The sequence below is a fragment of the Thermococcus argininiproducens genome, assembly GCF_023746595.1.
Lineage (GTDB): Archaea > Methanobacteriota_B > Thermococci > Thermococcales > Thermococcaceae > Thermococcus_A > Thermococcus_A argininiproducens.
This window is the reverse complement of sequence record NZ_CP080572.1, coordinates 1,451,006-1,466,183: the sequence shown is the minus strand read 5'-3', so window position 1 is coordinate 1,466,183 and position 15,178 is coordinate 1,451,006. Positions and strand designations below refer to the sequence as shown.

14 protein-coding genes are annotated in these 15,178 nt (G+C 39.3%); 8 read left to right on the top strand and 6 right to left on the bottom strand.

Translation table 11 applies throughout. From position 1 onward, the window contains the following. Position 1 precedes the first annotated feature (1 nt). Together gcvPB and K1720_RS07860 are read left to right on the top strand one after the other, a co-directional pair. Positions 2-1,501 (top strand): aminomethyl-transferring glycine dehydrogenase subunit GcvPB, encoded by a 1,500-nt coding sequence (gcvPB, locus tag K1720_RS07865; protein ID WP_251948260.1) that lies wholly within the window; start codon positions 2-4, stop codon positions 1,499-1,501. A 71-nt stretch (positions 1,502-1,572) separates the two neighbouring features. Beyond that, positions 1,573-2,940 (top strand): TldD/PmbA family protein, encoded by a 1,368-nt coding sequence (locus K1720_RS07860; RefSeq protein ID WP_251948258.1) that lies wholly within the window; start codon positions 1,573-1,575, stop codon positions 2,938-2,940. On the opposite strand, the gene K1720_RS07855 is transcribed toward K1720_RS07860, so the two are convergent. After that, positions 2,920-3,531, bottom strand: a complete 612-nt coding sequence (locus K1720_RS07855) for a hypothetical protein (protein WP_251948257.1) — start codon at positions 3,529-3,531, stop codon at positions 2,920-2,922. The two genes, K1720_RS07860 and K1720_RS07855, sit on opposite strands and share 21 nt — an antisense overlap. A gap of 93 nt (positions 3,532-3,624) precedes the next feature. Here K1720_RS07855 and K1720_RS07850 point away from each other — a divergent pair, with 93 nt between their 5' ends. Continuing rightward, positions 3,625-4,926, top strand: a complete 1,302-nt coding sequence (locus K1720_RS07850) for a TldD/PmbA family protein (RefSeq protein ID WP_251948255.1) — start codon at positions 3,625-3,627, stop codon at positions 4,924-4,926. Positions 4,927-5,140: 214 nt separating this feature from the next. On the opposite strand, the gene gltA is transcribed toward K1720_RS07850, so the two are convergent. The 4 genes from gltA to K1720_RS07830 all read right to left on the bottom strand — a co-directional run bounded on the left by gltA (position 5,141) and on the right by K1720_RS07830 (position 9,039). Further along, entirely contained in the window at positions 5,141-6,571 is a 1,431-nt protein-coding gene (gene gltA, locus K1720_RS07845; protein WP_251950636.1) for an NADPH-dependent glutamate synthase, read from the bottom strand. Further along, a complete protein-coding gene (locus tag K1720_RS07840; protein ID WP_251948253.1) occupies positions 6,568-7,437 on the bottom strand; it encodes a sulfide/dihydroorotate dehydrogenase-like FAD/NAD-binding protein in 870 nt (289 codons plus the stop codon). The genes gltA and K1720_RS07840 overlap by 4 nt, the downstream gene beginning before the upstream one ends. Before the next feature lie 209 nt (positions 7,438-7,646). Next, the gene (locus K1720_RS07835; RefSeq protein ID WP_251948251.1) at positions 7,647-8,408 is read right to left on the bottom strand and encodes a tRNA (adenine-N1)-methyltransferase; all 762 of its coding nucleotides are present in this window, start codon (positions 8,406-8,408) and stop codon (positions 7,647-7,649) included. Positions 8,409-8,421: 13 nt separating this feature from the next. Beyond that, positions 8,422-9,039: a DUF257 family protein gene (locus tag K1720_RS07830; RefSeq protein WP_251948249.1), complete on the bottom strand. Its 618-nt coding sequence runs from the start codon at positions 9,037-9,039 to the stop codon at positions 8,422-8,424. 55 nt (positions 9,040-9,094) lie between these two features. Between K1720_RS07830 and K1720_RS07825 the strand changes: the two genes are divergently transcribed. Next, entirely contained in the window at positions 9,095-9,403 is a 309-nt protein-coding gene (locus K1720_RS07825; protein WP_251948247.1) for a signal recognition particle protein Srp19, read from the top strand. Positions 9,404-9,409: 6 nt separating this feature from the next. On the opposite strand, the gene K1720_RS07820 is transcribed toward K1720_RS07825, so the two are convergent. Then, positions 9,410-9,646, bottom strand: coding sequence for an Lrp/AsnC family transcriptional regulator (locus tag K1720_RS07820; protein WP_055283452.1), 237 nt, complete (start codon positions 9,644-9,646; stop codon positions 9,410-9,412). Between the two features lie 245 nt (positions 9,647-9,891). Here K1720_RS07820 and K1720_RS07815 point away from each other — a divergent pair, with 245 nt between their 5' ends. The 4 genes from K1720_RS07815 to K1720_RS07800 are packed head-to-tail and all read left to right on the top strand — an operon-like array spanning position 9,892 to position 15,172. After that, the gene (locus K1720_RS07815) at positions 9,892-11,979 is read left to right on the top strand and encodes an ABC transporter substrate-binding protein (protein ID WP_251948245.1); all 2,088 of its coding nucleotides are present in this window, start codon (positions 9,892-9,894) and stop codon (positions 11,977-11,979) included. 53 nt (positions 11,980-12,032) lie between these two features. Further along, the gene (locus K1720_RS07810; protein WP_251948243.1) at positions 12,033-13,034 is read left to right on the top strand and encodes an ABC transporter permease; all 1,002 of its coding nucleotides are present in this window, start codon (positions 12,033-12,035) and stop codon (positions 13,032-13,034) included. Positions 13,035-13,047: 13 nt separating this feature from the next. Continuing rightward, positions 13,048-14,202: an ABC transporter permease gene (locus tag K1720_RS07805; protein ID WP_251948241.1), complete on the top strand. Its 1,155-nt coding sequence runs from the start codon at positions 13,048-13,050 to the stop codon at positions 14,200-14,202. Beyond that, the gene (locus K1720_RS07800) at positions 14,195-15,172 is read left to right on the top strand and encodes an ABC transporter ATP-binding protein (protein ID WP_251948240.1); all 978 of its coding nucleotides are present in this window, start codon (positions 14,195-14,197) and stop codon (positions 15,170-15,172) included. The genes K1720_RS07805 and K1720_RS07800 overlap by 8 nt, the downstream gene beginning before the upstream one ends. The last annotated feature ends 6 nt before the right edge of the window (positions 15,173-15,178 follow it).

The window sequence follows — 15,178 nt, the reverse complement described above, 5'->3', positions numbered from 1 at the left end:
AATGTTTAGACAAGCAAAATGGAAAGAGCCCCTTATTTTTGAGCTCTCTAAACCCGGAAGGGTAGGTTTCACACTTCCAGCTCCCATTGAGAATATCAAAATCCAAATTCCAGAGCATTTGAAAAGGGATCAACTGGAATTACCCGAATTAAGTGAACCAGAGATAGTTAGACACTATACCCGACTTAGTGAAATGAACTATGGTGTGGACAGTGGCATGTACCCACTTGGCTCATGTACTATGAAATATAACCCCAAGATTAATGAAGAGTTTGCAAATCACCCAAAAGCAACCCTTATACACCCATATCAAGATGAAAGAACAGTTCAAGGTGCTTTACAAATAATGTGGGAACTTGAACAGTGGTTAAAGGAAATTACTGGAATGGATCGTTTTACTTTGCAGCCAGCTGCTGGAGCAAACGGTGAATTTGCTGGAGTCATGATAATAAGAGCTTACCATCTAGACAAAGGAGAAACGCAAAGAAACGAAATAATCGTGCCGGACTCTGCTCATGGTACAAACCCTGCAAGTGCTGCTATGGCTGGATTTAAAGTTATAGAGATTCCTTCCAATGAGCAAGGTATGGTGGATTTAGAGGCCCTAGAGAATGCGGTTAGTGAAAGAACTGCAGGGATAATGCTTACAAATCCGAATACTCTTGGGATATTCGAAGAGGATATCCTCGAAATAGCAAAGATAGTTCACAAAGCTGGCGGTTTACTTTATTATGATGGCGCAAACTTAAATGGAATATTAGGAAAAATAAGACCTGGAGACATGGGATTTGACGTTGTCCATATAAACCTTCACAAGACATTTTCAACACCTCACGGAGGAGGAGGTCCTGGAGCTGGTCCTGTTGGAGTAAAAGAGCATCTTGTAGAGTACCTTCCAGTACCACTCGTTGAATTTGATGGAGAAAAATACTACCTTAATTACGACCTTCCAAAAAGTATTGGGAAAGTTAAGGAATTCTATGGAAATTTCACTGTCCTAGTTAGGGCCCTAACCTATCTCAAAATGATGGGAAGAGAGGGGCTAAAAGAAGTCTCCGAAATTGCTGTTCTCAATGCCAACTATCTTACTCAAAAGCTAAAGGGAACCAAAGGATACGAACTACCCCACAAAGAGCTGAGAAAACACGAAGTAGTGTTTTCCGCTGAACCAATGAAAAAAGATACTGGCGTAAAGACTTTGGATGTAGCAAAGCGCTTACTTGACTTTGGGCTACATGCACCAACGATTTACTTCCCACTAATAGTCCACGAAGCTTTGATGATTGAACCAACAGAAACAGTAAGCAAAGAAGATCTTGATGCTTATGTTGAAGCCCTTAAGCAGATAAGCAAGGAGGCTTACACTAATCCTGAAATTGTAAAAACTGCACCCCACAACACTGCTGTTAGACGCGTTGACGATGTTTTAGCAGCTAAGAAGCCTATAATTACGTGGCGCATGTACAAACAACTAAAAGAGAAAGGAGAAGTAGATTACTAACTTCTCTTTTTTCTTTAGATATCTCCAAAAAGGATATAAACAAATCTTAGTCTCTTCTTTCGGGAAGGTGTATGGAGATTGAGACACTTGTGCGAAAAGCTGAAAAGCTTGCTACTAAGTATAAAGTCAAATATTATGAAGTAAGGATAGCTAGGGTAAATGCCACTCACATTGAAATTCAAAACTCTCACTTTGAGGATATCTCTTCTAATATGGAGATTGGTATTGGAGTAAGAGTTTTTGATGGTTCTTGGGGCTTTTCTTCAGCAAATGATCTAAGGAGAGCAGAAAAAGCCCTCGAAGCTGCAATGAAAATTGCAAAAACAAGTAAAGGGAACTCAAAGATTTATCTCGGTGACCCTCTCACAGATGAAGCTGAGATTAAAGTGAAAAAATCATTTCTTGATGTAGACTTAGAGGAAAAAATAGAACTTTTGAAGACTCTTGATTCTCTCCTAAAAGGAGATCATATTCCTAATAGGAAAATAACTTATGGAGATGGTATAAAGGAACAGTTTTATTTCAACTCTCTTGGAAGTGAAATCAAAACTATAGTTCCCAAGATTCGATTGAGTTTCTCTGTTACTGCGAAAGAAAATGATGATATGCAGACTTACTGGAAAGTCTTTGGAGGAACAACAGGCTGGGAAAGTATAGAGGATATAGATCTTGAGTATTGGGCCTCTTTTGTAAAGAACAAGGCAACATCACTTTTACAGGCCAAGTTACCGCCCTCTGGGGAGTTTGATATAATTATGGATCCCGAACTTACAGGTGTTTTTATCCATGAGGCTTTAGGCCATGCGGCAGAAGGCGATGCGATCAAAAATGGAGAGAGCATTTTAGAAGGAAAACTTGGTCAAAATATAGCAGTAGATGAACTAACCGTTGTTGATGACCCAACGCTTAAGAAAAAGTTTGGATCTTATATCTATGATGATGAAGGAATAAAAGCAAGAAAAGTTGAGATTATAAAAGATGGAGTTCTAAATGAGTACCTCCTAGATAGAGAAACTGCAGCATTCTTTGGAACCGAATCAAATGGGCATGGAAGGGCCCAGAGCTACAATTACCAGCCATTAGTGAGAATGAGTAACACATATATAGAGCCGAGAGACTGGAACTTTGAAGAAATGATTGAAGAAGTCAAAAATGGTCTGTATCTAATTGGAGATAAAGGAGGACAAGTAGATATCGCTAATGGAACATTTATGTTTGGAGCTAAAGAAGGATACCTAATTGAAAATGGCAAGATTAAGTACCATATAAGAGATGTCGCTCTTTCAGGAAAGATTCTGGACATTCTCAAGAACATAAGAGGTATAGGAAAAGACCTCAAAGTGAACTTCCCAGGTTATTGCGGGAAAGGACAATGGGTTTCAGTCGATGATGGAGGCCCTCATATATTGACTAGAGCTTTAGTGGGAGGTCTTCTCTAATCCCCAGATTTTCACCTCTATTCTTGCCCAGCTCTTCCATCCGTTTTCTCCAAGGGCTACTATGTAGATGTAATACGTCTCACCAATTCTCACGTTTTCTGTCTTTATTTTTATTTCAAAAGTTGCATTTTTGTTTTTGGAGATAGTGGTCTCTTTTGGGGATATCTCAACACTTATATTTTCGACTTTTCTAAGTCTGCTTTGAACAAAGCTCCAGCTGTTTGAAAAGTTTGACTCTCCTAAGAATGCTTTAAGTTCGACGTTCCCTTCGTAATAACACACTTTTTGATTCACAGTGTACTTCTTGGCAACTAGGAGACCCTTGACAGTGATAGTGTTATTAGGTGGCATGAGAAACGCCAGGCTTTCTTTTAAACGCTCATGATCATCGACTAAATTGAAAAAGAGGTTCTTCGCATTAAATTCTCCGTACCCTGGCCTGATACACGATGCTCCTGATGTCTCTTGGGAGGAGGATATAATCTCTGAAGATTCCGGAGCAGATGACGTAGATTCCGAAAGAGATGAACTTGCTTGTAAACATCCGCTTGAAAGGATTATGAAAATTAAAACAAAAGGTATAACCCTCATTTCTTTCACCTAAGATAATTTCATTAAAGATATATATACCTTTCTTACCAAAAAACTTTAATTCTACGTCGGTTAGCGAAGAACGGTGGGAAGATGGTAGATGAACTTATTAAAATTTTAAATCGTGAGAACATTGAATGGGAGGTTTATTGGGAAGTTGGGAGAGGGAGTTCTTTTAAAATCGAAAAATGTAAACTTAAAAGAGCTCAAAGAAAATATCACTCTGGAATTGGGCTTAGGATAGGGTACCATGGAAAACAAGGCTTTTCATATATAACCGGTATAAATCACGACAAAAAAACCTTTGAAAATTTTGTGAAGAGGACAATAAAGCTTGCAAAAGTGGGCGAGGTTAAATTTCATGGTTTCCCAGACAAAAAGCCCATTAAAAAAGTTCGCGGAATTTATGATAAATGGATCAGCAATTTGACTTTTGAAGAGGCCTTTGAGTTGGGAAAAGAGATCTCCCAAAAGGAGCAAGAGCTGAGAAATAAATTTGGTCCTGAATATACTTTTTCTGGAAGACTTGCATTCGGTTTTGCTAAGGATGGAATAGTCAATTCTAATGGTATTAACGAAGAGGAAGAGGGTACTGCAATGAGCTTTAGCATTTACATAGTTAGGAAGGGCCACCGAACTGGAACAGGAGACTATTACAAAGGCTCTAGACAGATGATAGACTTCGAAAAAGAGCTTGAAACTGGTCTTGAAAAGGCTTTGGAAGAAGTTAAGCTCAGTTATGAGGCCCAGAAACTTGAACCTTATGAGGGAGAGCTTGTATTAGAGCCTCACTCAGTGGCATCACTAGTAGGATTATTCCTTTCAAATTTAAGGGGAGATAGTATCTATTATAAACGAAGTAGGTTTAAGGAAGTAGGGGAGGAAGTCGCGAGTGAGGCATTTACCTTGATCGATGATGGTACTCTTGAGGGGAAATTAGGAAGTTACTCATTTGATGGAGAGGGCAATCCTAGTCAAAGAACTATTTTAGTGAAGAATGGAGTGTTATCGTCATTCATTCTAGACGAAACTTATGCACGCCTCTTTGGAATGGAAAGCACGGGGAACGGTGTAAGGGACTTTCGAACACCTCCTCATATTGGTACAAGCAACATAGTAATAGAAGGTAAAGAGGAAGATTTAGAGGATTTTGAAGGTATAGTTGTAAAAAAAGTCTTTGGAGAACACACTGCAAATCCAATAAGTGGGGATTTTTCACTAACGGTAGAGCTTGGATATCTTGTAAAAAATGGAGAAAAAATTCCATTCAAAGACAATATGTTTGTAGGAAACATCTTTGAATTTGTGAAGTCTATACGGGCCGTTGGAAAGAAAAAAGAAGAACTTGGTGCATTTATCTCTCCCAGGATCTTAGGTTTCGGAAAAATAGTGTGAATGACCTTCTCGCCCTTCAGGGAGAGGTTTTTAGGTGATAATATGAAGAATTTACTCCATTAGCGGCTCAGGAGGTTGACCCTCATCATTTCTCAGATACCCTAGAGTTCCTCATTGCCTAAAATGGTTTTAGAAATAGAAGTTATAAAATTTTGTATCAAAGATCCTAGCTTAAAGAGTAAGGCTTTCCAAAGGGCAAAAATAAAAGGGAAAACTATGTGTTGTTTGCCTTTTTCTCTAAATACTCTTTGATGCTCTTTGCAGCCTTTCTTCCATCTCCCATTGCTAAAATTACCGTAGCTTCGCCTCTAATGGCATCCCCACCAGCAAAAACTCCGGGAATATTTGTCATCAATTTTTCATCTACTTTTATTACTCCATATTCATCAGCTTCTATTTTTGCCATCGTCATTCTAAGGAGTTTGCTTGTTGTTTTTCCAATTGCTATGACAACTGTATCTGCCTCCAAAACAGTAGTATCTCCAGTAGGCACTATTTTTCTTTTTCCTTTGGAGTCCCTCTCTTCGAGAGCTTTCATTTTCATGAACTTCACTGCCTTGACTCTTCCATTTTCATCTCCTATAAACTCCATGGGACTTAAGAAGAATTCAAACGTTACCCCTTCTTCTTTAGCATGTTCGACCTCTTCAATTCTTGCTGTAATGTCTTCCTTGCCTCTTCTGTAGGCTATAACCACCTCTGCACCTAGTCTTCTTGCAGTTCTTGCTGCATCCATTGCAGTGTTTCCAGCTCCAATCACTATGACTTTCTTTCCGATCTTTATTGGAGTGTCATACTCTGGAAAAGCATAAGCCTTCATGAGGTTAACTCTTGTAAGGAACTCGTTTGCAGAATAAATACCATTTAAGTTAATCCCGGGAAGACTTGGAAGTTTTGGTGTTCCAGCACCGGTTCCTATAAACACCGCATCATAGTTCTCGAGAAGTTCATCAAGAGTAACAGTTCTCCCTACTATGTAATCAGTTTTCATCTCAACACCAAGTTTCTTAAGCTTCTCAAGTTCTTTTTCAATGGTGTCATTGGGAAGCCTGAACTCAGGGATTCCATAAACAAGAACTCCCCCAGGTTTATGAAGGGCTTCAAATATCGTAACTTGGTATCCATCCTTGGCTAGTTCAGCAGCGCAGGTCAAGCCAGCTGGACCTGCTCCGATAATAGCAACTTTTTCTTTTTTCTTTTCAATTTTTGGAATAATCTCTTGAAGGAGTTCTTCATCTATCCCCTGTTCTCGTGCATAATCAGCAACAAATCTCTCAAGTTTTCCAATGTTTATTGGTTCTCCGACTTTGCCCATCACACAAGGAGCTTCACATTGATCCTCTTGTGGACAGACTCTACCTGTAATGGCCGGTAGGGTATTGCAGGCCCAGATGACTTCCAAGGCCTCTTTAACAGCTTTTTTTGGATCTTCTTTATTCTCACGAAGCTTTTTTATGAACCCAGGGATATCAATATGAACTGGACATCCTTGAATACATGGGGCGGGATTACATTGAAGACATCTTTGTGCCTCTTGAAGTGCCAGTTCAAACGTATAACCAAGATTTACTTCCATGAAACCTTGAAGTCTTTCTTCAATTAGTCTCTCAGGAGTTGGAATACGTTCTTTAATAATTGCCATTATTGAACACCTCCTTGTGCAAGCTTAGCCAAATAATCTTCCATGGCTCTCTTTTCTAAATCCGTGTAAAAGCCAGATCTTGCAATAAGCTCTTCCCAATTAACCTCGTATGCATCAAAGCTAGGTCCATCGACACAAGCAAATTTAACCTCTCCTCCGATGGTAACTCTACACGCGCCACACATTCCAGTGCCATCCACCATTATTGGATGAAGATCAACCTCCATAGGAACGCCATATTCTTTAACAACATCAAATATTGCTTTTTGACCACCTGCAGGTCCTACCATGAAAATTAAATCGGGTTTTTCTACTTCAATAAGTTCTTTCACTTTTGCTTGGCCCCTAGTTACTAATTCCTTAAAAATTTCAGGCATTCCCATTCCTTCTTTTAGAGGGAAGCTTTCAACTATATGTCTTGAAACAGCATTCTCAAGCTCTTCTCTGAGTAAGATCATGGGTTCTGGTACTATATGTAGGGTTATTACTTCATTTCCAAGCTCTTGCCACGCCTTTGCTATGGGGTACACTTCAACGATTCCGGTTATCATGCCTATTGCCAGTATTTTCCCAAATCTCTTCATAGGGGCAGGGTTTCCAAGAGGGCCAGCGATGTTAAGAATTTTGTCTCCTTCTTTGAGTTCCATGTTCATTCTAAGTGTTGTTTTTCCCCTACTAAATACTACCAATGTTATCCAACCTTCCTTTCGGTTCCATGTCACTGGAGTGAGGGGAACCCTCTCTCCATTTTCAAAAGCCCTAACAACTACAAATTGTCCAGGTTGAACTTTTTTTGCTATGTGAGGAGCGTGTATCTTGTACATAACATTTTTTGCAGCAATCTCTTTTTTCTCGAGTATCTCATACATAATGCACACCTCCGTACGTAGGTCCAAATTTGAGCATCTATCCTTGTTGAGAACAAATAGTGTTTATAAAATTATTGTAAACCAATGGTTATAGATATACACGAGGCTCTCACAAATCTTGTCCTTTAAAAAAGACGAGGGGAAATTGGGAAAATAGAGTTCAGATCATGAGAAAAATTTCGAAATAAGCAATAAAACATCCAAAAAAGCTAAGCTTTCCTAACAAAGGTTATATAACCAGTGTGTGCTAACATTGTGGTTCGTGGTCTTATACAGTCTGGTTTAACTTCTTGGTCTCTCACCAAGCATTCAATAGTACGGGGTTTTGTAAAATGCTTTTTATATTCTCTCAGTTTTTTATAGAGTCTATCTACTTGGTTTATGCATGGAGTATATGCAACGAGGAAGCCTCCTGGTTTCAGAGCTTTTACGGCATGTTCAACAACATTTTCAGGTTGAGGAAGATCCAGGATTATATGGTCAATTTCTTCTTCATCTATCCCTTCATATATGTTTTTTAGCTTTATTTCCACTCTGTCAGAAAAGCCTGCCCATTCTACGTTTCTCCACGCAAGGTTTGCAAAGTCTTCTCGTATTTCATAGCCTATTATTCTCCCTTGAGGCCCAATAATGTTGGCCAAGAAAAGGGTTAATGCTCCACTCCCAACTCCTGCTTCAATTATTACATCCCCAGGAGATATTCCAGCAAATGCCACAATCTGAGCAGCATCTTTTGGATGAATTATCTGTGGGCCCCTTTTCATCTTATCAATGTAATCTACTATCCGTGGTTTCAGTACTCTAAATTGATACCCCTTGTGAGACTCTACAAGTATCCCGAACTCTTTATCCACAAGTTTCTCCAAGTTTATTATACCAAGATCCGTATGAAACTCCCCTTCTTTTACGGTTATTAGATATCGTTTTCCCCTAGGATCAAGTAATACAACCTTATCACCGAGTTTGATCATTTCTACCACCAAGTTAGTCTTCGACTTTTATTCTGTATGTTCCTTTCTCTTTTTCAATTTTTAACTGCCAGCTGGCAAGTTCTCTCAAAACTGCTAGTTGTTTCTCATCTAAAATGTCACTATTCACGAAATAAATTGAACTCCAATCTTCAAACGGTAGAGTGCTTCTCGTAAACAAAATTGCCCTTAATCCCTTTTCACCTCCAAAGTAAAGATACTGAGAGATACCCACGGTTATGGAGTATTCCACTTTAGCAGAAACTGAAAAGAGATTCATTAATGCATTGTAATAGCTCCTCATAAATTCTGAGACGTCATAAGTGATGGGGATTTCTTCTACTATGGAGGCATAACTAGTCCTTCCAGGCCCTATTCGTATTGCTCGAATCTTTTTTGTGGCCTCTATCGCTTTTTTATATTCTTCTGGGGAAGCCTTTCGCAAGTAATCTCTAAAGAGGAGATCACCAATTCCAAAAAAGTCATCTATTAATACTTCTTCCTGTGGGATCTCCGGTATAAGTCCCCCCCAGAGCAATTTTGCAAGTGAATATGAAGATGGATACTCTACAATAACAAAGTCCCCTAAACTCACATTTTTTTTCAAGAACTCAAGGATTGGGCTTACCTCCATGTTCTCACCAAAGAATTTTTAATCTAATGGCTTTTAAACTTTTTAGGTGTTCAAGATGAAGAGATTTGTAATATGGACAAATGAGATAGATGCAAGGATACCACGGAAATATGGAAGAGAAGTCCCAAAGAACCTTGCGATAGATAAGCCTACTCTACTCGAGATTGTCGATGCAGCTAAAACCATCGGGCTCAATGTGATAGAAATCGATGATAAAGCTTTAAATCCACGGCTTTCAGCATTAGATGATACTCTCAAAGTAAGAGGAAGAATTATAGTAGAAAGCAAGCATGGTAAGTCAAAGACACTAAAACTAATAACTCAAAAGGTTAGAGAATTTAGAAAACAGCACAGAAAAAAATAAGGGTAATCACTCTGTTTCTACTACTATGGCAGTTGTAGTGTCAATTACTCCATCTATATTGTGGATATCATGGAGTATTTTTCTGGTAAGTTCTCCCAAATCTGAGGCCTCAAGTTCAACTATTGCATCATATGGGCCAGTTACAGCGTCGGCCTTTACGACTCCTGATATGGCTTTGATTTCTTCTATTACCCTCTCTACTTTTCCAATTTCAATTGTTAACAAAACGTATGCCCTAACCATTCACATCACCAAATTTTGTTGTCAAGTTTTCTTAAAGATGTTCTATAATTTAAGGTTTTCGCATTTATTCTTCTACATGCCTTAATCTAAAATTATTCGTTATCTAATGTAAAAATGTTGCTCAATATAAAGAACAAACACGCCAATACTCGTTACTTTTGGAATCAGCATGTTTTCTAACGTCGAAAAGTTTATTAAACTCCTTTGATTAAGACATTAATGCTCTACTCTGTGGAGGTGTGCCAATGAAGAAGCAATTGGCGACACTATTAGTGATAAGCGTTTTAGTTTTTGCAGTAGTTGCAAGCGGTTGTATTGGTGGTGAAACCACTACACAAACAACTTCAACCCCCACTGAGACTTCTACCGAGACCCAACCAACTGGCCCCACTTACGAAGTAATTGAAACGGATAAGAGCGTTATATTAGTTGGTCCTGAAGGAGCTCAAGTCCCTACTTCTCTTCCCAGCGGAAAGAAAATTATAAAAGTCACATATGTTGTTGATGAAGCCAACACTCCAGCAGTCCAACAATTAATGGAAGAAGGCCAAGGATTTGGTGCTATTAACCCAGCATTCTTTAGAGACACTACTGTAGATGCACTTGTAATCGCTGCAAGGAGAGAAACCAACCCAGAGATAAGAACTGAGCTCTTTAAAGCTCTTTACATCCTTGGAAACAAGTATGTACCTGAAATCATTCTCGGACAAAACAGGCAACTTCGTGTTTATTGGGAATGGGTTAAGGGCAGATATTACCACCCGACATTCCCAGAGAGGTATGATTTAATCTCGGAAGATGCTAATGCACCAAGTGTCCCCATTGGAATTGGAGACTACAAGAACGACGCTCAAACTTACGTTATAGGCACAATCGGATGGCCAGAGAGCTTTGATCCAGCTTGGACATATGAGACTTTTGGATGGGAAATTTGGCATGAAGTTGGTGACACTTTGGTTACCTACTGGAAAGAAGAAACTGAAAAAGTAACTCCAGATTTAGCTGTCGCATGGGCACACAATGAAGATGGCACTGAATGGTACTTTGTTATTAGAGGAGGAGTTGTTGCCTACGATCCATGGAATGATAAGACATACCCCATTGACGCTGTTGATGTTGCCTTCACATTCTGGCGTGTCCAGAGATTAGGACACAGCGTTTCATGGATGGTCTCCAGCTTTATGGACGTTAGCAAATCCCAAGCTCTAACCGAAAAAGAGTTTGAGGACGTTCTAAAGGGCAAGAAACTTATTGCTGAGTACAATGGAAAGACTGTAGAAGTTAAGTCTCTCCAAGACTTGTTGAACGTTTTTGGATACAATGGAGAGACTGCTGGTGTCTTTAAGCTTGTCTTGCCAGCTCCATACGCCGCAGTTCTTGGTATACTAGCAGATCCATTCCTTTCAGTAGTCCCAATGGAGTACCTTCTTGGTGACAAATACGAAGAGGCACTAAGCGCTTCAAACAATGGAAAGAGCCCAGACGCTTGGGAGGCTTACATAGAAGAAGGTGAACAAGACCCAACCCACCAACTCATGCATAAGCAACCTGTTGGAACTGGGCCATTCTATGTAAAAGAATACAAAGAAAATGCTTACATAGTTCTCGAGCGCAACCCATATTACTGGGACAAGAGCATAAAACCAGGACATGAGAGAGTAATTTACGTTATAAACAATGATGCTGTTTCAAGAATCCAACTCTTCCAAACCGGAACAGTTGATGCTGTTGCAACACCACCAGAGAGAGTTAATGACGTTAAAGGTCTTGAATTCCAAGGATTCAAGTCAGTAGTCCAAACAGATATTCTACAACCAATATTAACATTCATAGTCTTCAACACCCAAAAAGAGCCATTTAACAATCCAAAAGTTAGAGAAGCTCTAGCCTATGCAATACCATATGATCAGATATCCGAAGTAGTTTACTCCGGATTGCTTGAAAGAAACTGGGGACCAATTCCAAAACCATGGCCTGGATTTACTGAGTATGGAATCACCAAATACACTTATGATATAAACAAGGCCCAACAACTCCTCCAAGAAGCCGGAATTAACCCAAGTGACTACAAGATTGAACTCATTTACAACGCTGGAAACAGTGCTCGTGAGAAGATCATGACATTACTACAAAACATTTGGAGCCAACTTGGATTCCAAGTCACAGTAGGAAGCTATGAGTGGCCAGTATACTTAAGCAAGACATCCAAAGGAGATTACGATGTCTATGTTGTCGGATGGGTACCAGATTACCTTGACTCAGATAACTGGGCTGGACCATTCCTATATGGTGCAACCGAATTCAGTAAGATTGAAATTTCAGTTGAATCGTGACTTTCTCCTTTTTTTAATTTATTCCACAGATAAAAACAAAAGGAGGGAGAAAAATGGCTGAACTCAAGAAATTCTTGATAAGAAGAGTTCTCACATTTATTCCTACAATAATTGGTGTCACTTTAATAGTCTTTTTAATAGCCTATGTAATTCCTGCCGACCCTGCTAAAGCATGGGCCGGTGGCGAAAAGGCCTCTCCGGAAGCTGTTGAAAGAATTAAAGAAAGATACCACCTAAACGATCCTTGGTACGAGCAGTACATATTCTTAGTAAAGGGTATAGCTACAAATACCTTGATAGATCCAAGAACTTCAAATCCCGTACTTGATGATATAAGGGATAGATTTCCGGTAACTTTTCAGTTGGCTATAATAGCCTTTATATTTACGCTCATTATTGGAATTCCGTTAGGATTAATCTCTGCCCTTAAGAGAAATAGTATTGTAGATACAATAGTTAGAATCTTTGCCCTAATTGGTGTTTCGACTCCTGTTTTCTGGCTGGGATATCTTCTGATTTTTGTGTTCTTTGTGAAATTTAGAATAACAAACTTGGCTGGAGTCCCTCCAACCCCGGCCACCCAGATAACACATGTTCCTATAATAGATGCCCTCTTAACGGGAAATTTTGTGTTGTTTAAACAACACTTAGCTAGATTCTGGCTCCCGGGATTTGTTCTTGGATTTATGGGAACTGGAGTATTAGCAAGATTTGTTAGAAACTCTTTCCTAGAGGCGATAAGTGGGGATTACATTGGGTTCCTAAAAGCAAAAGGTGTTCCAAAACTTAGAATCTACAGACATGCTTTGAAAAACGCTTTAGTTCCCATAGTCACAGTCCTTGGTCTGCAGTTTGGAGGTCTACTTGGAGGAACACCAATAACAGAAACTGTTTTTGCTCTTCCGGGTATGGGAAGCTATGCAATACAATCAATCCAGAACTTAGATTTTCCTGTCATTGTTGCAATAACCTTCATTTATGCCTTGATATACGTCACCGCTAATTTAGTTGTAGACATTCTCTATGCAGTAATAGATCCAAGAGTTAGGTATTAAAGAGGTGAGAAAAATGCAGGACGAGTATAAAAAGAACATATTTGACAAAATTGCTGATAAACTAGTTTATGGCCTTGGTTCATTCATAAGCATATTCAAAAAAGACTGGAAAAAGAAAAACAAATCAAAAATGGAAGAATGGAGGTTAATGCTTTATGCTCTTAACAGATCCCCACCTGCTTTAATAGGGGTTTTCCTGGTTGTAATATTCATTCTTTTAGGTATTTTTGGACCGAGACTTGCAACATGGAGGTATAATTACTTTCCCTCATTATATACCATGAATTTCACTCAAGTAATCCTTGCTCCACCAGGAAGTGAGGCTCATTTAGAATTTGCAGATACAACAATAACCTATCCACTAGGCGCTGACCACTTTGGAAGAGACTTACTAAGCCTAATTTTAAGTGGAGCAAGAACATCTTTCGTTGTCTCGATAATAGTTATCTCTCTTGGAGTGCCTATCGGAGTAATCTTGGGCCTCTTGGCAGGATACAAAGGGGGCAAAGTTGACGAGCTCTTAATGCGTATAACTGACATGTTTTTAGCATTTCCAGCTCTAATCCTGGCAATTGCACTATCTGCAGTACTCCCTGATAGAATTCAAGGCTTTATCGAAAGTCATGCATTCCTTCAAAAGTTTGTCTTATGGTTATTTGCATTGGATGTAAGGGAAGCCGGTAATTTGGGGAGATTACTTTCAGTAATTCTAGCAATGATAATAGTCTGGTGGCCAGTTTATGCTAGAATTACAAGAGGATCAACGCTAACAGAAAAAGAAAAACTGTACATAGAAGCTGCTAGAGCTATTGGTCTCAGTTCATGGACTATAATGTTTAAGCACATCTTACCAAACATAGTGGGTCCAATATTAGTGTACATAACCTTAGATTTTGGTAGCGTGGTTCTAATGGAAGCAGGATTAAGCTTCTTAGGGCTAGGAGCAACACCCCCAATTGCAGATTGGGGAAGAATAGTATATGATGGTGCTCAGTACTTCCCAAAGGCCTGGTGGTTAGTCTTCTACCCCGGTCTAATAGTCATGTTTGTAGCACTCGGATGGAATTTGCTTGGAGATGGACTTAGAGACATCTTAGATCCAAAAACAAGAAGGAGCATAGAGTTCAAGGTTAAAAAGAGCAAAAAGGAGGGAGAGGAAAATGCCTGAGCCCATACTCCAAGTTAGAGACCTAACCGTTCACTTTTATACATATGCAGGAATAGTAAAAGCCATTGAAAAAGTCTCCTTCGATGTTTACAAAGGTGAAACTTTTGCCTTAGTAGGAGAAACAGGATGTGGAAAAAGCGTAACTTCAAGAGCTTTAACTCAACTTATAGAAAGTCCTGGAAGAATAGTAGGTGGTAAGGTAATCTATTATTCGGAGAAAGGCCCTGTTGATTTGTTGCAATTAAGCGAAGAAGAAATTAGGGAGATCAGAGGAAACGAGATAGCGTACATATTTCAGGACCCCCACGCCTCTCTTGATCCATTATACAATGTGGGTTATCAAATAGCAGAGGGTATGGAGGTCCATGGAAGAATAAAAAATATAAAAGAAGGTGTCAAAAAGGCTGTTGATATATTAAGATCTGTTCTAATCCCCGATCCAGAGAAGAGAGTTCACAACTACCCCCATGAACTCAGTGGTGGTATGAAACAGAGAGTTGTTATCGGAACCGGAATTGCAAATAATCCAAAGGTACTCATAGCTGACGAACCTACAACTGCACTCGATGTAACGGTTCAGGCCCAAATTTTGGATTTGATAAATGAGCTCAAAGCAAAATACCATGCAACTGTTATCTTAATTACCCATAATTTAGGTGTCGTTGCAGAAACTGCTGATAGAGTGGCAGTCATGTATGCAGGAAAAATTGTGGAAATAGGAAGTGTGAAACAGATATTTAAGAATCCGCTGCATCCATATACAAAAGGTCTTCTAAATGCTGTTCCAAATCCAATGACAAAAATTGAGCGCTTAGAAGCTATTCCTGGAACAGTACCAAACTTAATAACTCCTCCTGGTGGATGTAGATTCCATCCAAGATGCCCATATGCCATGGAAGTTTGTAAACAGAAAATACCTGAATTAGTGGAAATAGAAGATGGGCACTTTGTTGCATGTCATCTTTACTGAGGTGAT